Origin of the sequence: Motiliproteus sediminis (assembly GCF_017912535.1) — a bacterium.
GTDB lineage: Bacteria > Pseudomonadota > Gammaproteobacteria > Pseudomonadales > Balneatricaceae > Motiliproteus > Motiliproteus sediminis.
The window spans coordinates 448,274-474,463 of sequence record NZ_JAERQK010000001.1 but is presented as its reverse complement, the minus strand read 5'-3'; the positions used below and the strand labels follow the sequence as shown (position 1 = coordinate 474,463).

Here is a 26,190-nt window from a genome sequence, read left to right as displayed (position 1 = left end):
TGAACTGAGCGATGAAGCCTTACTCAGTCTCTTCTACAAATAGCGCCTCACGCTTTCGCAACGAACGCGAATAAGGTGCAGGACCATCACCAATACGCCCCATGAATACCGCGCGGGCAGCATCGGCGCCCAGCAGTGCCTGATAACGCTGGGAACAGCTGCGAGCCAGGCTCGCGACCTGGGAGTCAGCGGTGAACTCAACCCCTTGGCGCAGATAGCGGGCAAAGATCAGGGGAGTCATTTCAGGCTGGACCGATAGTCCCAGCTGCGTCGCTTTAAGCCATACACGCTGGGTAACACGACCCGCATTCAGATAGTCTTCGAGGGTTTCGGGCTCGTTGTCTGCGACAATAGCGTAGTGGGCTGCACACATCAGTCCCGGAATTAGATCCAGTTGCACCCGCGGCGGGATGGTTCCGAGCATATAGCGATTAAAGAAACGCACCCGCTCCCAACTGGACATGGCCCACTTCATCAGTTTAGCCGTCACCGGATCAACGCCTACAGCCTGCTCCGGGATGCGGTCGTCACTGAACTGGGTTCCCCACTCGATAATATGCTTGTGGACCTGATAGGCTTCCGGCATCGTCAAACGCACTTTGGCATTCATATACATCAACTTAGCGGCGGATGTACGCTCATCGCCGGTGAAAAAGCGCAACCGGTAACCGGGTAGCAGAACACCCTGCAAGGCATGTTTCTCATCCGCCGTTAACGGCCTGCGCCTCATCGCACGGCGCTGGACCGTCCGCACGGGCAAAAAGTCCGCCAGCGGATCTTTCACCACATCATCGGTTGGCACCAGCACAACATCAGCCACCGGGGATTCTTCAGGCTGATCACTCCTGAACGTGACTGTGGCAACAGCCCCGTAGGCACTCGCCGCCAGATGGATCGATTCCACCAGCGCTCCAACGGCCAACTGGCTTGCACGACCATCAAGGTCATACACAACCCAATCGCGAGTATCCGAACACAGCAGGGTAAATTCGGTTGGATTCTGGAGCTGAAAACGCCAGGGCTGGGTGTTGTCACCACTCGGCGCCCAACGCGCCAGATCAATCACCCGTTCAGCCAAGGTCGCCGGCTCATAGGGCGTTGCAGAGGCCTCGATATCACTTCGCCTACGCCCAAGCATCTTCTTTGCCGCCAAACGAATGATCAGCCGCCGCAAAGGCCCGGCATTACCCCAGGGTAACCAGGAGTGAGCCAGACGATTACGATACGCGTCGAAGTGTAGCCCTCGCGGTGCGGCAACGACCTTACCCCGCTTTAGCAACAGCTTTACCGCCTGCGCGCCGGCAACCCCCGCACAAAGCTCACAGCCAATGGCGGTAGAGGGGCCTTTGCGCGCTTCCAGGTCTATCTTCGTTGGATCAACCAGGTACTGCGCATGCAGACCTGCCGGTGCAAGACCGAGAAAAAAACGCAAATACTGCTCATCCTCGGATGCGCCGTTGAACTGAAAATAATCGTCAAATGACATCCCGTCGGGGGTGAAATTCAGTAACGCAGCCCCCATTCCCAGCGGGGCGACGGTAACCGCAGGTATCCCCTTGGCGCGACAAGCCGCAAACATGCGTCGCCGGATAGGCAATGCAAAGAAGTCCAGGCCGTCAACGTAGAGGTCAACCCCGTCCAAGAAGGCGTCGATATTGTCTGCATCGACGCCCTGTTCGAACAGTTTCAAATCCAGCTCTGGATTGATATCGGTCGCCATTGCGGCGATTGAGGCCAGCTTGCTTTCACCCACCGTGGACATGCGGGCACCGGCCTGGCGGTTGAAGTTCTCCACTTCAAAGCTATCAAAGTCAGACAGATTAAAGGCGCCTATACCCAATCGTGTCAGCGTCAGGGTATGACTGCCTCCGACCCCACCCATGCCGGCAATCGCTACGCGCTTGGTACGTAAGACACGCTGCTCAACCTCGGTAAACCAACCAATATTGCGGGAGAAAGCACGGGTATAGTCGAATTCAATGGCCATTCACAGGGTCTCTAGATCGGTGGGGAGGAATACAGAAACAGCAAGAGATCAACGACGAGATTGATCAAAACTAGACCAAGCCCGGCCTGACCTGGGCTTTAATCGATGCGTAGAGCTGCTCCATCTCTTCAGAAAAGTGCGAGGACAACTCACCCTTGGGGAGATAAAAAAGTGCACGAATACCGTGATAATCCATGGTGACTCCCGCCTGCTTGAAAGGCAATCCGAACCGCACCAGATGGCGGCGCAAGCGCGGCTCCATCATCACAAACACATAATCCAACCCCAGCACGTCCACGCAAGCGATGGAAGCGAGGTAAAGGCCCATCGCGATATTGGGAAAGTTACGCCGCTCCTCTTCAGAGTAGGGTTCGCTCCCTTGTCCCTCTGAAGAGTTGATCACAAACGGCTGCTGACGCTCATCTCGCCGCCGACGAAAACTTTCGGGAACCGCCAGTCGGGAAATTTCGCCAAACGTCCCCCGCTGCAGCTTGGGTGGATCAATGATGGTGGTGTCAACACTCTCGAGACAATGATCCTCGAAAGGTACCCGATCAGCCAGCGAGGTGCTGATCAGGCGAACACAGCCGGCGTACGCTTCGGTCCGCTTATGCTGCAACAGGCAATGAATCGCGTGATCATCGTACTCATCCTGCTCTAAACCTTCCGAATTAGGGGGCTCCCACCCCAACTCTCTGGCATACACTTCATAACGAATTCGATAAGCTTCTTTTACCTGCTCCCCGGTTGCGACAGATACGGAAAAATACTGGTTAAAAGTATCGCAAATGGAGCTCTGGCGAGGGCTGGACATGTGATCGAAGTCCTTTACTGAGCACGTGTTCGCAAATTATAGCAGCGTTGCCAGCAAGTACTTACGCTTAAACGCATTCTGAGCTATGTTTGTTATATATCAACTTGAGATGCGGTTAACCGATGTCGGACGTGCTCAGCTCTCTTGCCCAACCCTCCTGCTCCTCCGCAAACGAAGACAACTTCATCGCAGAGCTTATCGACCTGTCCAGCTTTGTCGAAACCCAAGACAGCCTGGATGCCAGCCTACGAGAAGTAGCCGGCATGGTCGCTCATCTGCTGAAGATACAAAACTGTTCGATCATGCTGTTGAAGCAGCCTCAGGCCGACCAGCCTGCCAACCTTCGGGTCTTGGCGCATCATGGCTTCCTGCCTAACGAAGCGTATGACACCGCGGTGCCAGCGGGAGAAGGAATTGCCGGCACGGTAGCCAGCACCGGTGAACCCCTGCTCATTACTGAAATACGGCAATCACCTTTTGCCATTGCAGCGCGGCGCCCGGTCAAAGACCAGGACAACGGGTTTATCTCCTGCCCGCTAATCATCGCCGATCAGGTAATCGGCGTAATGAACGTGAGCACGCCCTCAGATGGGCGTATTCTGGGTCAGGAAGATCTCACCATGGTTAACATGATCGCCCTCCTGGTCAGCAAATCGATTCAGGTCTTTCAGCTGCAGCACCTGTTACGGTCTAACTTCATCCAGCTGGCGCTGGCGCGTGAAAGCAACACCTCGCCTCAACATGCGGTTAACCAGATTGCCACCAACGGCCACAAGATGGCCAAAGTGCTGGCAAAGAGCTTTTTTAATGAAATGCAGCAAGCGGGATTTGGCGACGACCATATCATCACCGCCGCTACTGAGGTGATAGGATTACTGAATTCGGACCTGTCTAACAAACGCCGCAATTCCTAAGGATAACTGGATGTACCCCGGGTCAAACCGCACGGAAAGCAGCCCCATATCAACCATGAAGTCTTCACCCTACGCGTTATCCATCGACGTGGAGGATTATTTTCAGGTCGCGGCGTTTGAACGCCAGTGCCCGGCGGACAGCTGGCACAGGCACGAGGTTCGAGTAGAGCATAACGTCAACCGCCTCTTGGCACTGCTGTCTGAGCGCGATATCAACGCTACTTTTTTTGTTCTGGGCTGGGTCGCGGAGCGCTACCCGGAGCTAATCAAGTTAATTGCCAGCGAAGGGCATGAAGTGGCCAGCCACGGCTTCGGGCACCAGCGAATCAATGCGCTAGAGCGCCAGCAGTATCATCAGGATGTATCCCAGTCACGCAAGCTACTGCAAGACCTTTCCGGCGCTGCCGTAGAAGGTTACCGAGCGCCCAGCTTCTCTCTCAGCCAACACACCCCATGGGCGCAAGATGCGTTGCGCGAAGCCGGCTATCGTTACAGCTCGAGCATCAACCCAGTCAACCACGACCTCTACGGCTACCCTGATGCTCCCCGGACGCCCTTCGTGTGGGATAACGGCCTGCTAGAGGTCCCGGTAACCACCTGCTCTATCGCCGGCAAGCGCATCCCCTGTGCTGGCGGCGGTTACTTTCGCCTGTTTCCGTATCGATTATTTCGTCACTTAATGCAGAAAGGCGCCACCGAACTGAACTCGCCGGCTATTTTCTATCTTCACCCATGGGAGCTGGACCCGGGACAGCCCAGAATTATAGGCGCCTCGGCCAAATCACGGTTCCGCCACTATTTGAATCTTGCTAAAACAGAAGCCCGCCTGCAGCGCCTTCTCCACGACTTTAACTGGGCGCCCATGAATGCCCTGCCCGTCATACAAAACCATTTAGCTGACCCCAAGGCCAATCCCGGCATTCCCCGGTTTGCGGCCCGACAAGACACCGCCCACGTTCAACGTCAATCTGATACAGTTGTTTAGCGAAGAGAAGACGGACAGACATCTTGACACGGATTTCAAACCAGCAGGACTTTTCTACCGCCCTCCCTGATCAGGAGACAGAGGGCCCCGTGGCAACGGTGGCCCATCTGGTCTATCGCTTCGATGTTGGGGGGTTGGAGAACGGTATAGTTAACATTATCAACAACCTGCCACATCACCGTTATCGTCACCACATTATCTGTCTGGACGACTTCAACCCCGATTTTTTCACTCGTGTGCACCATCCGAACACCCGGATTCACGCGTTGCATAAACCGCCGGGCAAGGGGCTTGGTTACCTCTATCGATTAAAGCGGCTACTGGACGCGCTTCAGCCGCACATAGTGCATAGCCGCAACCTGGCCACGCTGGAATGCCAACTGGCTGCGCGCTGGGCCGGTGTTGCGGCTCGTATTCATGGCGAGCATGGTTGGGACTCCCTAACAGACAGCCAGCGTTTCAAGCCAGCACTGCTCAGAAAGGTTTTCAGCCCCCTGATTCATCGCTACATAGCCCTGTCCAATGAGGGGGTGGATTATCTTCAACAAAAAATAGGTATCCGGTCTGACCGTATTGAGCGCATCTGCAATGGTGTTGATACCCAACGTTTTCTGCCCGCAGAGCAGGATTTGAACGTTTTTTCGCCGCAGCGCCCTCTGTTGATCGGTACTGTAGGGCGCCTGGCCAGCGTCAAGAATCACGCATTACTGATCCGCGCTTTTGCCAAACTGCGTGCCTGCCGCCCAGACTGGCAGAATCGCATGCGCCTGGTCATCGTTGGCGACGGCCCCCTCAAAGCCCAACTGCAAGCATTAATCGCGCAACACGAACTGTCGCAATACTGTGACATGCTAGGAGCCTGTGATGATATTCCGCGACAGATGCAGCGCTTCGATTTGTATGTTCAGCCATCACTCGCCGAGGGCATTTCCAACACCATCCTGGAAGCCTTAGCCTGCGGGTTGGCGGTAGTCACCACTGATGTTGGCGGTGCTCGAGAGCTGGTTGAGCACAACCTGTGTGGGCAGATCATAGCCAACGACAACATCGATGAACTTGTCACTGCGCTGTGCTGCTATCTGGACGCACCGGCACAAATAGCGCAGCATGGCAGCCAGGCTCGTCAACGGGCTCTCAGGGAATTTAGCATCGAGGGTATGGTTGCACGTTACCACACCCTTTATCAGCAACTGTTACGGTCCAACCGTTAAGGATAACGACACCATGTGCGGTATCGCCGGAATATTCAACCGAGCCAGTCAGTCACCGATTGATCAGTCACTACTGGCACGAATGAACACCGTGCAAGCCCACCGCGGTCCCGATGATGACGGCTATCACTTCGACGCGGGTATCGGCCTCGCCCACCGCCGACTGTCGATTATCGATCTCTCTGGCGGGCACCAGCCGATCTATAACGAAACCGGATCGGTTTGTGTGGTATTTAACGGAGAGATCTACAACTATGCCGAGCTGGCAGAAGAGTTAACCGCACTGGGGCACCAGTTCAAAACGCGTAGCGATACCGAAACCATCGTGCATGCTTGGGAACAGTGGGGCGCAGACTGCGTCAAGCGCTTTCGTGGCATGTTCGCCTTTGCCATCTGGGATAAAGACCACCGCCAGCTGTTTCTGGCCCGCGACCGTCTGGGTATCAAACCGCTTTTCTACAGCCTGCTTCCCTCGGGCCAGTTGATCTTCGGCTCAGAACTCAAGGTACTGGTGCAACATCCTGAGTGCCCGCGCGAATTCGACCCCTACGCCGTTGAAGACTACTTTACCCTGGGCTACATCCCCGAGCCCAAAACCATCTATCGGGGTGTACATAAGCTGGAACCCGGGCACACCCTGCTGATCGAGGAGGGGCAAGCACCGCTCCTGCCGCAGCAGTATTGGGACGTCCCCATGGACCAGCAGCTTGTCAGCGGTGAAGAACTCGAGTCACAGTTGATCGAACGCCTGCGCGAAGCGATTAAAATCCGATTGATCTCTGAAGTGCCTCTGGGCGCATTTTTGTCGGGCGGCGTTGATTCCTCCGGCGTGGTAGCGCTGATGGCCGAGCTGCAGCAAGAACCGGTCAACACCTGCTCCATCGGCTTCGATATCGCCAGCTTTGATGAAACCCGTTATGCCCAGGAAGTCGCCGATCGCTACCACACCAACCACCATGTCAAAACCGTTAGCGCCGACGACTTTGATCTGATCGACAAGCTCGCTGATCTTTACGATGAGCCCTACGCCGACAGCTCGGCGATGCCCACCTATCGTGTCTGCCAATTAGCGCGCGAACGGGTAACAGTGGCGCTATCGGGCGATGGCGGCGACGAACTGATGGCCGGATACCGGCGCTACCGCTGGCACCTGAAAGAGGAACGGATCCGGCAGATGCTGCCGTTATCGTTACGACGGCCGCTGTTCGGTGCGCTGGGCAGAGCCTACCCAAAACTGGATTGGGCGCCACGGGTGCTGCGCGGCAAAACCACCTTTCAATCGATGTCCTATGACTGGGTAGAGGGTTACCTCAACAGCATGTCCATCCTGCGTCAGGACGAACGCCAACGGCTCTACAGCAGCGCATTCCGGCGCGAGCTTGCGGGATATACCAGCAAAGAGGTGTTCCGCCATCATGCCAACAACTGCCCCACGGATCACCCGCTGTCGCAGGTTCAGTACCTGGACATGAAAACCTATCTGGTAGGCGACATCCTGACCAAGGTCGACCGCGCCTCCATGGCCCATGGTCTTGAAGTCCGGGTGCCAATTCTTGACCACAAGTTTGTCGAGTGGGCAGCCGGGATCGCTCCGGAGTCCCGTTTACAGGGAACCGAAGGTAAAGCCGTCTTCAAAAAAGCACTCACGGGGCGTCTCTCGGACGATGTGTTGTACCGTCAGAAAATGGGTTTTGCGATTCCATTGGCTCAATGGTTCAGAGGGCCTTTAAAGGATCGACTTCATCGAGACCTGCTCGGCACCACTATGCTCGACTGCGGGCTCTTTGATCCCACCACCTTACGCTGGCTGGTCGATAGCCACCTGTCCGGCCAACGAGACAACAGCGCATCATTGTGGACGCTGCTGATGTTCCAGCGTTTCCTGCAGCGCGAGGCCGGCTGAAATGTGCGGTATCCACGGCGTCATTAGCGTTAGCGGTCAGCAATCTGTTGACCCCAGCTGGCTTCAGCGGATGGGAGATGTCACCCAACACCGGGGGCCGGACGACAGCGGCGCCAGTTGTGATGGAGCGGTCGGCATCGGCATGCGGCGCTTATCGATCATTGACCTTGCCGGCGGCCATCAACCGATTTTCAATGAAGACGGCACCTTGGCGTTGGTATGCAACGGTGAGATCTATAATTTTCGCGAACTCCGTACCCAGCTTGCCGAACGCGGCCATCAGTTCGCTACCGGTTCCGATGTCGAGGTGATTGTTCACCTCTACGAGGAGTACGGTGATGATTGCGTTAATCACCTTAACGGCATGTTCGCGTTCGCCCTGCACGATCGGCAGCGGCAACGGGTACTGATTGCGCGTGATCAGCTCGGTATCAAACCGCTTTATTACGCCCAGCAGGGCGATTGGCTTGCCTTCTCCACCGAAATCAAAGCGATCATGGCGCTGGAACCCTTCACCGCCGCCATTGATTTAAAGGCTCTCTCTCCTTACCTGCAGCTTGGCTACGTGCCAGCCCCGTACAGCCTGTTCGAGGGAGTGCACAAGCTTGAGGTCGCGCACCAGTTGGTCATTGAAAACGGCCGCATGCACACACGCTGCTATTGGCGGCCGGATTACCGACCGCAAGCCGGCAGCCCCGCGGAGTGGGCCGAGCGGGTGCGGGACACCGCCGAACGGGCAGTGAAGCGGCAGATGATCAGTGACGTTCCGATCGGCGCATTCCTGTCAGGCGGCATAGATTCCAGCGCGGTAGTGGCGATGATGAGCCGATACAGCGAGCAGCCGGTACGTACCTACGCCATCGGCTTTGATACCGGCAAAGCTGGACGCTTTTACAACGAACTGCCCTATGCACGTCGCGTAGCTGAGCTTTTCGGCACGGCTCATCAAGAGATCATGGTGCGCCCCGATATCGTTACCCTTATGCCACGCCTGCTATGGCATATGGATGAGCCTATCGCTGACAGCGCCTACATCACCACCTATCTGGTGTCGCAGTTTGCCCGCAAAGATGTCACCGTGATTCTTTCCGGTGTCGGCGGCGACGAACTGTTCGCCGGCTACCGACGCTATCTCGGCGAACGGTACGCACAACGTTACCAGCGTTTGCCGCGCTGGATACGCCGTGGCGTAATCGCTCCGCTGGCACGAAACCTACCCTCTGACCGTCACTCCAAGTGGCTCAACTATATGCGCCTGGCACGTTCTTTCGTTGCCAGCGCCGAATGTGATTTTGCCACCCGTTACCAGAGTTATCTGGAGGTGTTCAGTCCAGAGGTTCAAGAACAGCTGTTGGCTGAACCCGCCCACTACCCCAACCGGTGCGCCACCCTGATGCGGGATAACAGCGATGTTGATCCGCTGTGGCGGATGTTTGATCTGGATCGCCAAACCCAGCTACCCGACGATCTGCTCATGCTTACCGATAAGATGTCGATGGCGACGTCGCTTGAATGCCGCGTGCCGTTGCTGGACAGAGAGCTGGTAGAACTGGCCACCGGCATCCCGGAATCCGTGCTGTTGCAGGGCGGCGAGCTCAAGAGTGTCCTCAAGCAGGCATTCAAAGGCGTGTTGCCGGACGATATTCTGTTCCGCGCCAAGCGGGGCTTCGGCGCCCCCATGGGGGCGTGGTTGAAATCAGAACTTGCCGGCTTGCGTGCCTGTCTGCTCAATCGGCAACGGATCGAGAGCCGTGGACTGTTCAACTGGAGTGCGGTTGAACGCACCATGCAGCAGCACGACAGTAACCGCGCTGACCATACCGACCATCTGCTGGCGTTGATGAATCTGGAAATCTGGTGCCGCCTGTACCTCGATGGCAGCAGCAGCGAAGATATCAGCGCCGAGCTCAAGGAGGCGATTTAGTGAATATCCTTTATGTCTGCCACCGGTTCCCCTACCCCCCCAAGCGAGGCGGCAAGATCCGCCCGTTCAACATGATCCGCCACCTCACTGAGCAGGGTCACCGGGTATGGGTCTGTTCGTTGGTTCGCAACGAACAGGAAGCAGAAGAAACCGTTGGTATCGAACAGTTTTGCGAAGCAGCGTTTATGGCCGCGGTGGACAACAAAGTGCAAACCGCCCGTATGGTCGCGCGCTTGCCCCTCACTACACCATCATCGATGGGTTACTTTTACTCAGCCAAGCTTCAGCGTCATATCAACACCTTGCTCAAACAGGAGGCGTTCGACCTGATCTTTGTTCACTGCTCGTCAGTAGCCCAGTACGTCACCGATGTGACGGGCATTCCCAAAATTCTGGATTTTGGTGACATGGATTCACAAAAATGGCTCAGCTACGTCAGCCATAAACCGTTTCCTCTGAATCTGGGCTACTGGCTCGAAGGCACCAAGCTCGAGGCGGAGGAAAAACGCCTGGCCCGGCAGTTCGACCTTTGCACCTGTACCACCCGCGCTGAGTGGCAAACCCTTAAAGACTATGCCACCGGCGTAGACACTGACTGGTTCCCCAACGGCGTCGACAGCAGCTTTTTCGCCCCCGATGGGGGTGACTACGACCCCCATGCCATTTCGTTTATCGGCCGCATGGACTACTACCCCAATCAGCAATGCATGCTGAGCTTTTGCCGCGACACCCTGCCACTGATTCAGCAACAGGACCCCGAGGCCAAACTGTTTATCGTTGGCGCCGATCCCAGCAAAGAGATACAGGCCTTGGGCGAGCTTCCCGGGGTCACCGTTACCGGATCGGTTGACGACGTGCGTCCTTACGTCCGCCGCACCGCGGCAATGGTCGCGCCACTGACCATTGCACGCGGTACTCAAAACAAAATTCTGGAAGCGATGGCGATGGGAGTGCCGGTGGTCACCAGCACCGCCGCAGCCGGCGGCATCGACGCCGTGCCCGGCGATCACTTTCTGCAGGCTGACAGTCCGCAAGCTACGGCCGCAGCGCTGCTGCAGCTAATGCAAAATGCATGCGAACGCCAGCGTCTAGCAGAGGCGGGCCGTGAACGAGTGCTTGAGCATCACAATTGGGCTGCCTCGATGCGACGTCTGGATGCTATCATCGCCAAGTGTGTGAGCTACCCCCCCATGGAAACCACAGCAAAGGAAGCCGGGTTATGAGGATCAGTATTTTCGGACTGGGTTACGTCGGCGCAGTCTCTCTGGCGTGTCTGGGCCGTGACGGTCATGAGGTGATCGGTGTCGACATCGATCCGACCAAGCTGGAGCTGATCCGCAGCGGCCGCTCCCCCATCATTGAAGCGGGTATGCCAGAGTTGATGGCTAACGTAGTGGCATCCGGAAGGATAATTGTCACCGACGACGTCGCCGAGGCCATCAACCAGACCGACATCAGCTTTGTCTGCGTTGGCACCCCATCACAAACCAATGGTGACCAGGACCAGCGCGCGGTGTTACGGCTGACCGAGCAATTGGGCAAAGCCATCGCCTCAAAAGGCACACCCCACACCATTGTGTTTCGCTCAACCCTGATCCCCGGTACAGTCGAAAAAACCCTGATACCGATGTTGGAGCAGATCACAGACAGCACCCAGGGCGAGCATTTTGACGTTTGTTTTCAACCGGAATTCCTGCGCGAGGGCAGCTCGATCAAGGACTATGACCAACCGCCGTTTACCATTATCGGCGGCTCCAGCGAGCGCGCTTTCAGCCAGCTTCAGGCGCTGTTTGACCACCTCCCCTGCGAGTTTCACCGCACCGACATAGCCACCGCGGAAACCCTCAAGTACTTCTGCAACATCTTCCACGCAGTAAAAATCACCTTCGCCAACGAAGTGGCACGACTCTGTGAAGCGCTCAGTGTGGATCCCCACCAGGTCATGGCGTTGCTGTGCCAAGACCGACAGCTCAACATCTCACCCGCATACATGAAACCCGGCTATGCGTTCGGTGGCTCCTGCCTGCCCAAGGACCTGCGCGCGATGCAGTTTCAAGCCAAGCAGCGTGATGTCATCATACCGATGCTGTCCCATGTCCTGCATTCCAATGAGGTGCACCTCAACCGAGCCCTTGACAAGATTCGCGACTGGCGCAACGACCACGGCCTGCGCAGAGTGGCCCAAGTGGGCCTGAGCTTTAAATCCGGTACCGACGACCTGCGCGAAAGCCCCCTGGTCGAGCTGGCCGAACAGCTGATCGGTAAAGGCATGGAGCTGGAGATTTTCGATCCTGAGGTCAACCTCTCCAACCTTATTGGTGCCAACAAACGCTTTATCGAAGAGTCGATCCCCCATATCGGCCGCCTGATGCGCAACGATCTGGGCGCCATGTTGGCAAACGCCGATATTGTTATTGTTGGCTTGGGAGACAAGGAGTTGCTGGATATCGTGCGTCAACAGATTCGACCTGACCAGATCCTGCTGGACCTGGTCAACATGCCTGATCGCGGTCAGCTAAATTGCAACTATCACGGTCTGGCGTGGTAACCGATAGTTGATGGTCCGAGTCAGACTCCTCACTGCCGCCGTGCTACTGGCGATGATGATCCCCGCGGGTTGGGTCATCGTACAGGCGATGCCGGGGCAGCTCGGCACCACCGAAGAGGTAGCCCGTCTGCGTAACGCGTTGCTGATCGAGCCTAGCCACCCCCAAGATTTCTCCTGGACGCCGGCGGAACGTCCGGCCTCCTTTTCGGTTGATCAAGGTCTCGTGCCACAGGCTGTTCAGCGCTTTGTCGCCCCCATGCAAACAATTGACAACACCTGGGAACGCGGGCTCGCACTCGCCAACGCATTGCGTCAACAAGGACCTCGTGGCAGGCCAATCCAAAAAGACACCGTCACGACTCTGCAGCAGATACAGTCTACCGGCCAGGGCTACTGCTCCGACTACACTCAGGTATTCAACGCGCTGACGTATGCTGCTGGGATCGACAGCCGGGAGTGGGGGCTGTCGTTCGACGGTTACGGCGGCTGGGGACATGCCTTCAGTGAGTTTTATGTGCCAGAGTGGCAACAGTGGGTGTTCATCGATATTTTCCATGGTTTCTACGTCAGTCGTAACGACCAGCCATTGTCGGTCGCCCAATTCCACGATGCTCTGGACAACAATCTCGATATCACCGTTCATCGTCTGCAGCAGGGGCGTTTTCTGTTCCCCAGCAACGCCGATGCACTCGCCTATTACCGCAGGGGCAAGAACGAATTCTACCTGTGGTGGGGTAACGACAGCTTGAGCTACGACGCCCACCCGCTGATCAAGCTTGTGGTGCCCATTTCGCGTTCATTGGAACAACTGGCCGCGATCACACTGGGCCTGCACCCCACTATTCGCCCCATTGAAACTGCCAGCAATACTGCTCAACGACAGACGATGAACACGCTGAAAAACGGCCTGCTGGCTGCACTGGCGGCAGAGGTGATACTGGGGCTGTTACTCATCGCCCTGCTGGTGCGCCACCGACAGCTGAGTAGACAACAAGGATAGCCATGCGCGTACTGCACATCTTTGACCACTCGATTCCACTGCACAGCGGCTACTCTTTTCGCAGCCTGGCGATTTTGCGCGAACAACGCCGCCTGGGTATTGATACCTGGCAGGTCACCAGTAGCAAACACTATGATAGCGATGAGTCGGTTGAAGAGATCGATGGCTGGCAGTTCTATCGAACCCGTCCCGGCACGATGGCTCGCATGCCTATTCTCAACCAGTATGATGTCATCCGTGGACTGAAGCACCGGCTGCAGACACTGGTAGAAGAGATTCGCCCGGATATACTCCATGCCCACTCGCCCTCGCTTAATGCGCTGGCCGCAGCGACGGTGGCGCGACGCCTCGGTTTGCCCTTGGTCTATGAGATGCGTGCCTCATGGGAGGACGCCGCAGTCAGTCATGGCACTTGTCGCCAGGGGAGTCTGCGCTACCGTCTCAGCCAAGCCTTGGAAAAGCGCGCCCTAGCCCGCGCAGACCATGTGGTCACCATCTGCAATGGCCTCGCTGGTCGAGTGAAACAGTGGGGTGTCGATGACAGCCGCATCACCGTGGTGCCCAACGGAGTAGACCTTTCTGCCTTCAGTAATCAACGTCAGGCAGCCGAGCCTCTGAAGCAGGAGTACAGGCTACAAGACAAAACCGTACTGGGCTTTCTCGGTTCGTTCTATCGCTACGAAGGTCTTCACCTGCTGATCGACGCATTGCCCGCCATCGCCGCCCGCTTGCCGGCTGTTCACCTGCTGCTGGTGGGAGGCGGCCAAGAGGAAGCTACGCTCAAACAACAGGTCATTGACCTTGGGCTAGCCGACCGTGTCACCTTCACCGGCCGTGTCCCACACCGCCAGATCAATGATTTTTACAACCTGGTCGATCTGTTTGTGTACCCCCGCGAGTCGATCCTGCTAACCGAAATCGTCACCCCGCTGAAGCCGCTGGAGGCGATGGCCAACGGCGGTCTCGTGATCGCATCAGATATCGGCGGCCACCGGGAAATGATAGAACCGGGGCAAACCGGACTGCTGTTCCGCCCTAACGATCCATCCGCCTTGGCTGAAGCCGCCATAGAACTGTTACTACAACCTCAGCGCTGGCAAGAACTACGCAATAATGGTCGCCGCTATGTCGAGTCCGAGCGCTGCTGGAGCCGCTGTGTGGCACCGATTCAACAGGTCTACGAAAGGCTGATGACACGATGAAAATCGCGTTGGTCGGCCCGATACCGCCGCCCAATGGGGGCATGGCGATGCAGACGCTGCAGCTGCGGGATCTGCTGGAACAACGAGGGCACCAAGTCACCCTGATCGCCGTCAACCCACCCTACTGGCCAACCTGGATCGGCCATCTACCTGTGCTTCGCGCGCTATTCAGGCTCATCCCCTATCGCCAGCATCTGAGTAAAGCACTTGCCGGTCATGACGTGGTCCACATTATGGCCAACTCGGGCTGGGCCTGGCACCTGTTTGCCGCCCCGGCGCTGCGGATCGCGGCGCGCTGCGGTGTACCGGCAGTGGTTAACTATCGAGGCGGATTGGCAGACCAGTTCTTGCGTAAAGCAGTCGGGCGTTTCAAACGCAACCTGCAGTACTGCGCAGCGCTGGTCGTGCCCAGCACTTTCCTGCAACAGGTGTTTGCCCGCTATCAGATCAGCAGCAAGGTCGTTCCCAATATTATCGACGTGCAACGCTTTCAGTTTCGGCCACGCCCGCTGCAAGCTCCGGGACCGCACATCATAGTGGCGCGCAATCTGGAACCGCTATACGGCAACCACCACGCCCTCCATGTGCTGGCAAGACTGCTTGAGCGTCATGCGGATGCCCGACTCAGTCTGGCCGGCGACGGCCCGCAACGAGCAGAGCTCGAAGTCCTCGCCTCAGACCTTGGCATAAGCGAGCGGGTACATTTTTGCGGACGCCTGGATCGCGAACAGATGGCAGAGCTCTATGCCAGTGCTGACATCCTGCTAAACCCGACCACCGCCGACAACATGCCGAACTCGCTCCTCGAAGCAATGGCTTGCGGCGTGCCCGTTGTCACCACCGATGCCGGCGGTATTCCTCATCTGGTGGAGGACGGGCGCACCGCTTTAATGGTTGCGGTGGAGGATGTGGATGCCATGGCCACCGCCGTGCAACGCCTGCTGGACGACCCTGAACTCAGCCACCGTCTTAGCCAGGCAGGATATGCCGAAGTACAGCGTTTTACCGCCGACACGGTTGTACCGCAGTGGGAGCAACTTTACCATCAGGTAAGCGGAGGAAACGCCCATGCGTGACCTCCTTGTTGCGCTTATTATCTTTGGCTCAATCCCGTTTATTTTCCGCCGCCCCTTTATCGGCGCGTTGATGTGGTGCTGGATCAGTTACATGGTGCCCCATCGGCTGGGCTGGGGCTTTGTCAATCAATTGCCGGTTGCTATGGTGATTGCCCTCTGTTTCCTGGCGGCGTTCGCCCTTAGCAAAGAACCAAAAACAGCACCGCTACGTCCCCCCATCACGATGATAATCGTGTTGCTGGTGTGGATGTCCATCACCACACTCGTGGCGCCACCGGATGCGTTCAAGGTGGACCAGTTTATCAAGGTACTTAAAATACAACTGATCACGTTCGTGATTTACATTTTGTTAACGAGCCGCGCACGAATTGAACAGACTCTTTGGGTGATTGCGGCCAGTATAGGTTTCTATGGTTTTAAAGGCGGGTTATTCACTATATCCCGCGGTGGTGAATCCCGTGTATGGGGGCCTCCCGGCGGATTCTTTGAGGGGAATAATGAGCTGGGGCTCACCTTGTTGATGAATATTCCCATACTCACTTATCTGATTCTGCAGAGTAAAAACCGCTGGATTAAGTTGGGACTGCTCGCCGTCATCCTAACCAGCGTTTTCTCCATTCTGGGCACTCACTCCCGCGGCGCCTTGGTAGCAGGGATTTCTGTAGCATTATTCTTGTGGTTGAAAAGCCCGCGTAAAATGCTGTTCACGTTAATTTTTGTCCTAGCGTTACCGGTGGCATTTGTTTCTATGCCGGAGAGCTGGCATGAACGGATGTCAACCATCGTCGCCGATGACCGCGAAGATTACGACAGTTCCGTTCAAGGCCGCTTTAATGCGTGGGAAATGGCGTTCAATTTGGCCAAAGACAAGCTCTTTGGCGGGGGATTCGCCGCGACCAGCCATGAAAACTTCGCATTGTACGCCCCCGATCCAACCGACGTTCACGACTCCCATAGCATCTATTTTCAGATGATGGGGCAGCATGGTTTTATCGGTCTGACGATATTCTTGATCCTCGGTTGGTTAACCTGGCGTAGCGCTAATAACACTATTCGGCTAGTTAAGAACGATCCCGAGTATGAATGGGCAGGTACGCTGGCCCGCATGTTACAGTGCAGTTTAGTGGCCTTTGGAACCGGCGGCGCGTTTCTGGGGTTGGCGTATTTTGACCTGCCCTATCACATCATTATTACCCTGGTCGCAGTCGAGAACCTGGTGCGTGATCGTGTTCGGGCCACCCGGCCCGGCCAACCATTCGCGCACTCCCATCCCTCTGACATACCCAGCGAAGAAAAGAGCTGACCGATGATTAGCAAAGAAGCCACATCGCCGTTCTATACTCGGCTAGTCTCCAACCTTCTGTTCCCCCTGCACGAGCGCTTAAAACGACACGACAGCCGATCACGGCTGCACGCCCTTGAACGCTCCCAATGGCTGTCGCCGGCTGAGATAACCTCACTTCAACTGGCCAACCTGCGCGCTTTTCTACGGACAATTGCAACCACGAATCCGTACTATCGCGATCTATTCGCCAACCTGAATGTCGATCCGGACGCTATCGAATCTGTCGATGACCTTGCACGCCTGCCACTGCTTAGCAAAGACGAAATCAGAAAAGCGCAAGCAGAAATGATCAGCCAAAATAGCGGACGACTGCAGCAATACAATACCGGTGGCTCCAGTGGTGAACCGCTCATTTTCTATATGGGCATGGACCGGATCAGTCATGATGTCGCAGCAAAATGGCGGGCGACCCGCTGGTGGAATGTCGATATTGGTGATGTCGAGGCAGTGATTTGGGGATCACCGGTGGAACTAGGCAAACAGGATCAATTAAAGGCGTTGCGTGACCGCCTGTTTCGCTCGCACCTGATCCCTGCGTTCGACTTAAGGCCGGACTCCATTCGCCACTATCTAAGCGAGCTGCAGCGGCTGCGCCCGCGGATGGTGTTTGGCTATCCCTCGGTGATTCATCAGCTCACCCTCGCCGCCGCCGATCAGAACGTCAATCTGCGAAATCTGGGAACCTTGGTCGTCTTTACGACTTCAGAGATGCTCTACCCGCACCAGCGTGAAGCCATAGAAACGGCCTTCGACGCTCCTGTGGCCAACGGCTATGGCGCCCGGGACGCAGGCTTTATTGCTCATCAGTGCCCGGCAGGCGGACTGCATATCAGCGCAGAGGATATCGTGGTTGAGATTGTCGATGCCGATGGCACCCTCTGCCCTCCGGGCACCGCCGGCGAGATCGTGATTACCCACACTGCCACCTCCGCCTTTCCTTTCGTCCGCTACCGCACCGGAGATACAGGAAGACTATCTGATCAAGTCTGTGCCTGCGGTCGCGGATTGCCTCTGCTGCAGGAGGTACAGGGGCGTACCACAGATTTCATCACCGCCACCGATGGCGCCAAAGTGCATGCCCTCGCGTTAATCTATGTGATACGCGAGATCGAGGGGGTCGACCAGTTCAAGATATCCCAGTTTCAACCGAATCAGGTCACCGTGCAACTGAAAGTCAACTCAGTGTTTGACCCGCTTAGCGTAGACCGGATTGAGTCAGGGATGAAAGCGCGCCTCGGAGCCGACATGATCATTGTCATCGAAGAAGTATGTGGCTTCCCGACGACTGCCAATGGAAAGTTTCGCTATGTCGAAAGCTCGCTCTAGTCCTGTCGCTGGTAAGCTTGTTACGGCGCTTGTCAGCCTGTGGTTCGCGTCAACCTGTCACGCAACGGGCCAACATTTGATCTGGAACGACGCAACCGAGGGTGGAACAAACCACACCTATTCCGATTTAGCCCGACTGATCCGTTGGCAGCACCACATGGGGGATTGGTTCGACCGCCTGGACCAGGCCCAAGGAAAAGTCCCGTATGGGTTAATCAAAGTACCGGATAAAGATCGCCGCCAGTTTCTCGAAGCAGATATCACCGATCTGGCTCGGCAGTGGCTGTCAGAGCCTGATTCCAACCAGGGAATACTGCTCAAAGGTACTCCAGGCTCGCCGGGAGTCGTAGATTTTATCTCTCGCGAGGGCTCCGTCAGCCTCCTGCCGGTGTTAAGCCTGACAACAACTGAGGGTAAGGTGTTTTACGCTGAACCAAGTGCAGATACCTACATAACCAGCAGCACGCGAAAATCGCTGGGCACGCGGGCCTACATCAAAGCGGGTGGCGGCAATCATGCGCTTCTACATTTCCCACTGCCGGACATCAAACCCGAGCATGTGGAAAACGCCATCCTGACACTCAACACCACCGAACGGCAGTTCGGCAGCAGCGAACTAGGCATCTACCGGATAGCAACTCAACCGCATAGCCAGGTCGAAGAGGGCATTGCCAAAAGCTATCCGTATGACCTGGGTATAGAGAAACACCCCGCAGTCATCTACGCTGAGAAATTCGAAAACGCGGGTTGGCAAAAAGCTTGGCGAAACTTACGCGCGCCGAATGGCGTACCAACGGTAGAGTCAGACGCAGAAAATCGCTTTAGCCCACTGTCTGGTAGAGCGCTCAAAATCAACTTCACTCCCGCACAAAATACAGCAGTCTCCGCACAGATCTATCTAAAGCAACTGCTTGGCTACGAACCGACCGAGCTCTACTTCCGATACTATCTACGCTTGGGTGACAACTGGAACTCTAACCGGGGCGGCGGCAAGCTCCCCGGTTTTGGGGGGACATACGGCCGCGCAGGCTGGGGCGGGCGTGAAGTTGACGGCCATAACGGCTGGTCGGCGCGGGGCGCCTTTATGGATAGCACCCAGCTTTTCGGCAGCTTGCTGACCCCCATCGGCAGCTACCTGTACCATCTTGATAGCGGTTCGGCATACGGCGATCAACGTTCCTGGGGTAGCACCGAGAGCGCGTTAACAAATAACCGCTGGTATGCCATTGAGCAGTATTTACGCCTAAATACGCTGGGCAGCGCAGATGGTGAACTGAAAGCGTGGATCGATGGCCGTTTGGTAGCGGACTATCAGGGGCTAAGCTTCCGCTCCACCGATGCGCTGAAGATTGAATCGATCTGGGTCGATTTTTATCACGGTGGAACAGCCAAGCCGGCCACAGCGCAAAGCATCTACATCGATAACCTTGTCATATCGAGCGAATACATTGGCCCAACAAAAAAAACTCATAATTAATCTAAAATCTGTTCATCCCGAAATTTTTAAGAGATTCAAATAGCCTTATGTCGAATCATAAAGTGACAGTTATCATAGCAACCATGGCCGAGAGGAGTAGGCGGTTTTCTCTCGAAAGAGCATTAAACAGCATAAGAAATCAGCGAGATATCTCTTGTGACATATGTGTTGTAGTAAACGGAACAAGATATGACGAAGATTTAATTGAAAAGATAAAATCTGACTCCGCTATTGATTACTATTACTCGGAAGTTGCTAGCTTCCCAGAAGCACTGAGAATAGGCCGGAGTAAAGTCAAGACGCCATTTTTTTGTTTTCTGGATGACGACGACGAACTATTAAATAATTCAGTAAAAGAACGGCTCGATTGTATGCTAGCTAGTAACACAACAGACGTTGTTGTAGGAAATGGTTATCGAATGACAACAAATGGTGATGAAAGTAAAGTTTTTTCTGACTTTAATCTAGTATCACAAGACCCTCTAGCATACTTAACAAGGGAAAGCGGAAACTGGCTAGCGAGCTGTAGCGGATTATATCGCACTAGTTCAATAGATCAGTCCTACTTCGACGATTACGCTAAGCACTATGAGTGGACTTATCTCGCTTTCAAAATAGCTCTGAAGTGCTCTATCTACTTTATCGATCAGCCTACATATCGAATAATAGGATCAACGGGGTCGCTATCTACTAGTGAATCATATTTCTCAGGATCCATAGATGCTGTAAAAAAGATAATTAAGCTACCTCTGCCAATGAAGCATAGAAAAAAACTAGTTAACCGATTATCAGACATTCATCATCACCTATCAAATAGATATCTACAAAAAGAGACGAGAGACTATATGAAATCATGGCATCATCATATAAAAAGCCTTAACAGCATTCATGGATTGAGATATCTTTCTTATACGCGCCACATTATTAAATCTATTGTATAACTCACCAAGAAAACAAATTATTTAATCGCACGAGACAATATATTCGCAATATCCGGGCTCTTCTTACGAATAAAATCAAGACAAAAATTTATTGCGCACACTTCTGCCCCGTCAGGCCGTCTTGAAAAATACCAAATGAGCAAGATAGCTAGAACATAGGAGAAGAAGCCAACAGAAATTGAACAGATGGATGCAAAAGCCAACGACTCATAATCAAAAAACAAATCCAAAAATGCCTCAACAACAAAGTACATAATCAGACAAGAAACAATAGGGCGCCAAGTAACTTTAACATAATCACGAAAAGAAACATTTATAGTATTTAATATTATTACCACACCAACAATTGCCATAAAAACGTTAGAAAAAAGGTAAAGCTGCGCTATCGTTATTACGCTACCACTTATCGATCCATATATTGTAGAAGCAACTAAAAGAAAGGCGGTACTTAATAAAATAATAGTAGTAAGATGAGGTTTACCTATCGCAAGATAAACAGACCAATTATTAGCGAAGGATGCTGTTATCGCGCCAGAAACTGCCAAATACTGCACTATAGGGACCACTTCAATCCATTTATTTCCCAATAAAAAAGGAATAACTACGCTCGCTGTCGCAGCTATGCCTATTCCTGCAGGTAATACCAACAGTGCAACCAGCCCTAAAACATCTAGATAGACTTTTTCCACTCCTCCCGATTCTTCCCGCTTGCGAGAAAAACCAGGCAACAGCGCACGATTAATGGGAGCTACCAACTCTGTTGACGGGAGCATTGAAAGCTCGTAACCCACAGAGAAAAGACCAACTGCCTTCGGACCAATAAGCCTACCTACAACTAGATCAGGAGCTCTGTTAGAAAGAAAGGCCAATAAATTATTTAACATCAGCCATTTTGAAAAATGAAATATCTCTCCCCAACGACTGCGACACCAACGAGGTCTATGAGCATGCATCAGATAACTCAACCCGCATTCCGTCAACACGCCGGTCAGCATGCCCGCCAGTAAAGCCCAGTATGAACGCCAGATAACAGCAGTAGCTACGGTAATTATAAACATCGCCACGCGCTGAATGGCCATAAGGGTGAAGTCTTTATTGAACGTCATCTCTCTTTGAAACATCACCACTCCGATGTTCTTTAACCCTTTAATACATGCAATCAACGCAAGTATTAGCAAGACCGGGATCAAACGTGGCTCGTTATAAAAAGTCGCTATAGGTTGAGAAAGTATTAACAGGATGGTTCCTTGACAAACGCCTACCAGCAGTTGCAACGACCAAGCGCTGTTCATATCCTCGGTATCAATATCGGTTTTCTGGATCAGCCGCACATGAACACTGAAGTCACTAACAGCCATAAGGAGGTGCATGAACACCGTAGCCATCGCCACCAGGCCAAAATCCTCGGGGAGCAGCAAGCGAGCAAGGATCAATGTGCTGATAAAGCCAATGCCGCGGTGGAAAAGCCTTAACGCAATCATCCAAGCGGCGCCACGCGCCATCATCCGGTTAATGCTCAATGCTGGGGTCTCTTCATGGTGTGAGTGAAATCAGTTTATACGACACTAAACAAGATCTAAGAGGACAAGAAGCGGGAACGACTGATCATAGCAGAGCACTTAGCTGCAGATAAAAGTCAGATATAATCACTTCTCCCTGCTAGCTTTTATTTTTTCAGATAGTCCGTTTAATGGATAACCTAGTTCTTTCGACCTGCGTGCGTGAACATCCGCGTTATCAATATCACCCATATTGAAGTACAGTAATCCGATATTATTATGTAGCTCTGCAGACACGTCATTTAAACTTAGTGCAGTTTTATAAAATTCAAGAGCCTCTCGATATCGTTTTAGTCGATGAAGGTGAAGCCCATAAAGCATATAGGCGACATAATCTTGGGGACTAAAATAGACTGCTCTCTCGAAAAAGCACTCTGCGCCCATTCTTTGCAACTGTTTATTTCTATCTGGATAACGTAAATCATATCTTGAAATAGCATAAAGCGCGCGATGATAGTTTGGTATGGCTCGCAAAGTATAATTTAAATCTCCATATGGATCCGTACTGGTATTACCTGCTACAAGCCTTTCAACTTCTGAAGTGAAATGAGCACCTAAAACTATCGGCAATTTATCTCGTTGTGCCATATTTGTATAGTCGTAAGGCCCATAGGCGTTGGACAGAGGCTCTCCTATAATAATTTCACAAACACTTGGATCGGGCCTCCCAAATGACAGAGAAGATATAAAAATAGTAAAAAACAATAACCCACTTCTCATACCAGCCTCTTAATTAATAAATAATAGCCTTAAAAAAAACGCCAACACTTCGAAAACAACCTCGCCTTAAACAGGCTAAGGTATTAATTAGCAAAGATTTATTGTCATTGAATATTTTTGACTTTACGATATCTTCAACACGAAGGGGTAAATCATATTTATTAATAATTTCTCTTCTATACAATATTTCGCCATGCAACCGTTCCTGCAAAGCAATACTACCCCACCGAGCACCCGCATATATATTAACTCCACTACCACATTTAACATTTACTTTAGAGCAAAAGCATATAACGGGCATAGACTTTTAAATATCTAGCCAAAAAAGATAATCCTCCCCCGCTCGTTTATATTTTTCTCTAAACCTTAGAGAAGAATACTTACGAAAAGAGTAAATAGCAGTTGATGTTCCTACCACATTGGCTGCCACAACCTGCTCCATCATGTTCCCTTGATAAATATAAACATTATTATCAATTTCTATGTGATCATCATATTTTATGGCTGAAGCTCTTTCGAACGCACCTATGGACACACCTAACTGCGTATGATTGGATAAATAAAAATCGGAACCATTTTTATAAGCAATATAGAATGACTCTAAATGATATTGATTCCACTCATCATCAGAGTCGAGGAAAGCAACATATTCGCAGCTTTCGTCGACATTATCTAATGCCGAGTTTCTGGCTGCCGATACACCACCATTCGTCTGTTCTATCAGTCTAATTTTGCGCTCGAGCTCCACAGGCAAGGTAGCTAACTCATTGGCCGCAGGAGCAGGTGAACCATCGTCTACCACAATTATTTCTTTAACCAAATCGAAGCGATTTTGATTATAAACGGACAGTAAAGCTCGCTTTAAAACGCCGCCCTCTTTCTGGTAGTAGGGTATAACCACTGTAATCATAACGACCCCATCACCCTAGTTAATATTTAGCACTAATTTCAATTCCGCATCAGCTTAATAATTCGTAATACTGAACTGTCTTTATTCAGATGATAAATACCTCTGACATCCTCACTCCACTTAGTATGCCACTCCATAACCCGACCATAAAACTCGACAGAGCGAATTCGAGGATCAGCGAACAGCGAGGGGAAGTAAGCCCGGCGCATCAAAAAAGCAGGCGATGTTTTCTTGTGCTGCTCGTCGAAGGTGGTTTTCAAAATTACCAACACCCCACCTTGCTCAATGCAGAGATCGCACGCCACCAGAGACTGGTCGTACCAGTAGCGATAGATTCGGGCCTGGCCAGTAGCCGCGTAGGTTTGCAGAAGACGGGTGTAAAAACGACCCTGTGCGTTGTCAGGGGCTACAGCCGTTCCTTTGTCAGCTTTCCAACTACGTGATTCCAGCATGCCGTAGTCAGCTACCGCCGCGGCGATATCATCAACCGCGGTGACACACTGCAGCTGTTCCGCCACGCCTTCTCGCTGCAAGCGATTGCTTTGCTTTGACATGTTCTGGCGCAGGTTCTTGCCGCGAGCAGCCCAATAGCTGTCAAAGTCGCCCTCGCTCATATCGATTCGGGCAGTATCGATATAATCGAAGCTATGCAAACCAGCGTCATCCTCTGGCCGTGGATAATGCATGGGATCAAGCTGGGTCAGCCCCAACCGCAGTGTAAACCCCGGCAAGGCTTTCATCAGTAGTGTGAGCAACTGAGGTAGTGATTCCGATCCGTCGTTCAGCCATAACCCCAGGGGCGCTTGCGATGGCTGAAAACTGTTCCAAACGCCGAAACGACTGCGCTCAAACACCCCCATGGCCACCGGTTGCTGTTCTGGCCCGGCAATCATCAGCACCTCATCTCCGGAGCCGAAAACCTCGAGCGAGGTAGCCACCATGGCAGCTGTCAATACCGGGCTGTTGGCACAGCGTTGATTGAGGTCATCCCAGACGGCGTGCCACTGCCCAAACGAGGCAGCCGATACGCAGCGCCAGCAGGTATTCGACGCTACTTGAGCCGCCAACGGGGTCCTCATGCTGCAGACTCCTTTGCTAACACCGATTCCAGATGACCAACAAACTCAGCCGATATGGTGCGCCGGTCATAGCGGTTAATGGCTTCAAGGTCCGGCAGTACAAAGCGTTCTTGCTGCAGCTTAAGGCAGAAGTTCTTCAGCGCATCGGCGATTGCATCTTCGTCGTAAAGCGACGCGATCGCCGCTACTCCATTGTCTGCAAGCAGACGGGCCGTATCGCCCTCAGGGTCAGTCAACGCCAGTACCGGCTTGCGAGCCCGCAGGTACTCGTAGGCTTTGGCCGGTATCTGCTGATTACAATCCGCACCTTGCAATAACAGCAGAGCATCAGCATCAAACATCTCTTGCAGTGCCTGCGTGTACGGCACCGGCGGTTCCAGGCTGACAATCTGGTCGATACCGGCCGCCGCAATCATCGGCGCGTAGGCCGTATCATGGCCGGTAGCGCGGAGAGTCAGCCGTAACGGATGGCTATTAAAGAATCCCTCCTGCTGCAGTCGGCCCAGGGCTTTGAACAGTGCCTCAGGGTTGCGTTCCATCGGGTAGATCAAGCCGGAATGGAGCAAAGTAGTTGGACGATCGGCCGCTCTGGGAGCGGCAACAATATCTGCGTACCGTTCGCCATCAAAGCCGTTACTCATCACTGCCCATCGTTCTTCGCTAACCTGAGGGTAACGCCGCCTGTATTCGTTCATCGCACCATCGGTCGCGAACACCAGTAAACGTGCGTGTTTCGCCGCTCGCTCTTCAATCCATTTAAAGCTTTTCCACTGCGCGCGATTGCTCGGATAGCCATCCTGCGCCATGGGATCGCGAAAATCCGCAATCCAGGGTATGCCCGTCAAACGATGGAGGCAGTACGCGAGAAGGTGAGACGAGGCGATGGGATAGGATGACAAGATAACCGCTGGACGTTGACGCCGAATCTGACGCAATCCGGCTATCAATCCGAAAAGCACCCACGATTGCAGCGTATCCGGCAGCGCCATCGTCTGTAGATAACGACCTTTGATACTCAAGTGCTTGCGGGTATCGTATGCTCGGCTGCGGAGAATACGAACACGGGGATCAACCGCCTCCAAAGCAGCCGCATCGGTGCGTTCATAGAGCTGTTCGCGCACCGTTAGCACCGACACATCCCAGCACTGTGCTGACAGTGCGTTGGCTAAAGCAACCAAGCGATGGACACCGCTACTGAAGGCTGCCGGCGGAAAATGGTAAGCCACCATCAGTGCCGACCGGGTGTTGTCCGAGGCCAAGAAATCTCCT

At 53.6% G+C, this 26,190-nt stretch carries 21 protein-coding genes; 14 read left to right on the top strand and 7 right to left on the bottom strand.

What is annotated here, in order from left to right:
- Positions 1 to 19 precede the first annotated feature (19 nt).
- Both JJQ76_RS02275 and JJQ76_RS02270 read right to left on the bottom strand, forming a co-directional pair.
- Positions 20 to 1,987, bottom strand: a complete 1,968-nt coding sequence (locus JJQ76_RS02275) for a ThiF family adenylyltransferase (protein WP_210394999.1) — start codon at positions 1,985 to 1,987, stop codon at positions 20 to 22.
- 70 nt (positions 1,988 to 2,057) lie between these two features.
- Positions 2,058 to 2,801, bottom strand: a complete 744-nt coding sequence (locus JJQ76_RS02270; protein ID WP_210394998.1) for a PEP-CTERM/exosortase system-associated acyltransferase — start codon at positions 2,799 to 2,801, stop codon at positions 2,058 to 2,060.
- Between the two features lie 122 nt (positions 2,802 to 2,923).
- Between JJQ76_RS02270 and JJQ76_RS02265 the strand changes: the two genes are divergently transcribed.
- The 14 genes from JJQ76_RS02265 to JJQ76_RS18315 are packed head-to-tail and all read left to right on the top strand — an operon-like array spanning position 2,924 to position 20,653.
- Entirely contained in the window at positions 2,924 to 3,715 is a 792-nt protein-coding gene (locus tag JJQ76_RS02265) for a GAF domain-containing protein (RefSeq protein ID WP_210394997.1), read from the top strand.
- Between the two features lie 55 nt (positions 3,716 to 3,770).
- A complete protein-coding gene (locus JJQ76_RS02260) occupies positions 3,771 to 4,700 on the top strand; it encodes an XrtA system polysaccharide deacetylase (RefSeq protein ID WP_210394996.1) in 930 nt (309 codons plus the stop codon).
- A gap of 23 nt (positions 4,701 to 4,723) precedes the next feature.
- Positions 4,724 to 5,911: a TIGR03088 family PEP-CTERM/XrtA system glycosyltransferase gene (locus JJQ76_RS02255; protein ID WP_210394995.1), complete on the top strand. Its 1,188-nt coding sequence runs from the start codon at positions 4,724 to 4,726 to the stop codon at positions 5,909 to 5,911.
- Entirely contained in the window at positions 5,862 to 7,814 is a 1,953-nt protein-coding gene (locus JJQ76_RS02250; RefSeq protein WP_246480024.1) for an XrtA/PEP-CTERM system amidotransferase, read from the top strand. The genes JJQ76_RS02255 and JJQ76_RS02250 overlap by 50 nt, the downstream gene beginning before the upstream one ends.
- A 1-nt stretch (position 7,815) precedes the next feature.
- Positions 7,816 to 9,738 carry an asparagine synthase (glutamine-hydrolyzing) gene (gene asnB, locus JJQ76_RS02245; protein ID WP_210394994.1) on the top strand — a complete coding sequence of 641 codons (1,923 nt, stop codon included), beginning with the start codon at positions 7,816 to 7,818 and terminating at the stop codon, positions 9,736 to 9,738.
- Positions 9,738 to 10,961, top strand: coding sequence for a TIGR03087 family PEP-CTERM/XrtA system glycosyltransferase (locus JJQ76_RS02240; protein ID WP_210394993.1), 1,224 nt, complete (start codon positions 9,738 to 9,740; stop codon positions 10,959 to 10,961). The genes asnB and JJQ76_RS02240 overlap by 1 nt, the downstream gene beginning before the upstream one ends.
- The gene (locus JJQ76_RS02235) at positions 10,958 to 12,286 is read left to right on the top strand and encodes a nucleotide sugar dehydrogenase (protein WP_210394992.1); all 1,329 of its coding nucleotides are present in this window, start codon (positions 10,958 to 10,960) and stop codon (positions 12,284 to 12,286) included. Before JJQ76_RS02240 ends, JJQ76_RS02235 begins: the two co-directional genes overlap by 4 nt.
- A gap of 10 nt (positions 12,287 to 12,296) precedes the next feature.
- A complete protein-coding gene (locus JJQ76_RS02230; RefSeq protein ID WP_210394991.1) occupies positions 12,297 to 13,286 on the top strand; it encodes a transglutaminase-like domain-containing protein in 990 nt (329 codons plus the stop codon).
- Between the two features lie 2 nt (positions 13,287 to 13,288).
- Positions 13,289 to 14,488, top strand: coding sequence for a TIGR04063 family PEP-CTERM/XrtA system glycosyltransferase (locus tag JJQ76_RS02225; RefSeq protein ID WP_210394990.1), 1,200 nt, complete (start codon positions 13,289 to 13,291; stop codon positions 14,486 to 14,488).
- Positions 14,485 to 15,564 (top strand): glycosyltransferase family 4 protein, encoded by a 1,080-nt coding sequence (locus JJQ76_RS02220; protein ID WP_210394989.1) that lies wholly within the window; start codon positions 14,485 to 14,487, stop codon positions 15,562 to 15,564. Before JJQ76_RS02225 ends, JJQ76_RS02220 begins: the two co-directional genes overlap by 4 nt.
- Complete coding sequence (locus JJQ76_RS02215; protein ID WP_210394988.1) at positions 15,557 to 16,867, top strand: putative O-glycosylation ligase, exosortase A system-associated; 1,311 nt, start codon at positions 15,557 to 15,559, stop codon at positions 16,865 to 16,867. The genes JJQ76_RS02220 and JJQ76_RS02215 overlap by 8 nt, the downstream gene beginning before the upstream one ends.
- Positions 16,868 to 16,870: 3 nt before the next feature.
- Complete coding sequence (locus JJQ76_RS02210) at positions 16,871 to 18,235, top strand: phenylacetate--CoA ligase family protein (protein WP_210394987.1); 1,365 nt, start codon at positions 16,871 to 16,873, stop codon at positions 18,233 to 18,235.
- Positions 18,216 to 19,712, top strand: coding sequence for a polysaccharide lyase (locus JJQ76_RS02205; protein WP_210394986.1), 1,497 nt, complete (start codon positions 18,216 to 18,218; stop codon positions 19,710 to 19,712). The genes JJQ76_RS02210 and JJQ76_RS02205 overlap by 20 nt, the downstream gene beginning before the upstream one ends.
- 47 nt (positions 19,713 to 19,759) lie before the next feature.
- The gene (locus JJQ76_RS18315; RefSeq protein WP_210394985.1) at positions 19,760 to 20,653 is read left to right on the top strand and encodes a glycosyltransferase family A protein; all 894 of its coding nucleotides are present in this window, start codon (positions 19,760 to 19,762) and stop codon (positions 20,651 to 20,653) included.
- Positions 20,654 to 20,670: 17 nt separating this feature from the next.
- Here JJQ76_RS18315 and JJQ76_RS02195 read toward each other — a convergent pair whose 3' ends face one another.
- The 5 genes from JJQ76_RS02195 to JJQ76_RS02175 all read right to left on the bottom strand — a co-directional run bounded on the left by JJQ76_RS02195 (position 20,671) and on the right by JJQ76_RS02175 (position 26,150).
- On the bottom strand, positions 20,671 to 22,173 hold the full coding sequence (locus JJQ76_RS02195) for a lipopolysaccharide biosynthesis protein (RefSeq protein WP_210394984.1): 1,503 nt from the start codon (positions 22,171 to 22,173) through the stop codon (positions 20,671 to 20,673).
- 126 nt (positions 22,174 to 22,299) lie between these two features.
- A complete protein-coding gene (locus tag JJQ76_RS02190; RefSeq protein ID WP_210394983.1) occupies positions 22,300 to 22,932 on the bottom strand; it encodes a tetratricopeptide repeat protein in 633 nt (210 codons plus the stop codon).
- A 307-nt stretch (positions 22,933 to 23,239) separates the two neighbouring features.
- Positions 23,240 to 23,842 carry a glycosyltransferase family 2 protein gene (locus JJQ76_RS02185; protein ID WP_210394982.1) on the bottom strand — a complete coding sequence of 201 codons (603 nt, stop codon included), beginning with the start codon at positions 23,840 to 23,842 and terminating at the stop codon, positions 23,240 to 23,242.
- A gap of 38 nt (positions 23,843 to 23,880) precedes the next feature.
- On the bottom strand, positions 23,881 to 24,921 hold the full coding sequence (locus JJQ76_RS02180; protein WP_210394981.1) for a GNAT family N-acetyltransferase: 1,041 nt from the start codon (positions 24,919 to 24,921) through the stop codon (positions 23,881 to 23,883).
- Entirely contained in the window at positions 24,918 to 26,150 is a 1,233-nt protein-coding gene (locus JJQ76_RS02175; RefSeq protein WP_246480074.1) for a glycosyltransferase, read from the bottom strand. The genes JJQ76_RS02180 and JJQ76_RS02175 overlap by 4 nt, the downstream gene beginning before the upstream one ends.
- Positions 26,151 to 26,190 lie beyond the last annotated feature (40 nt).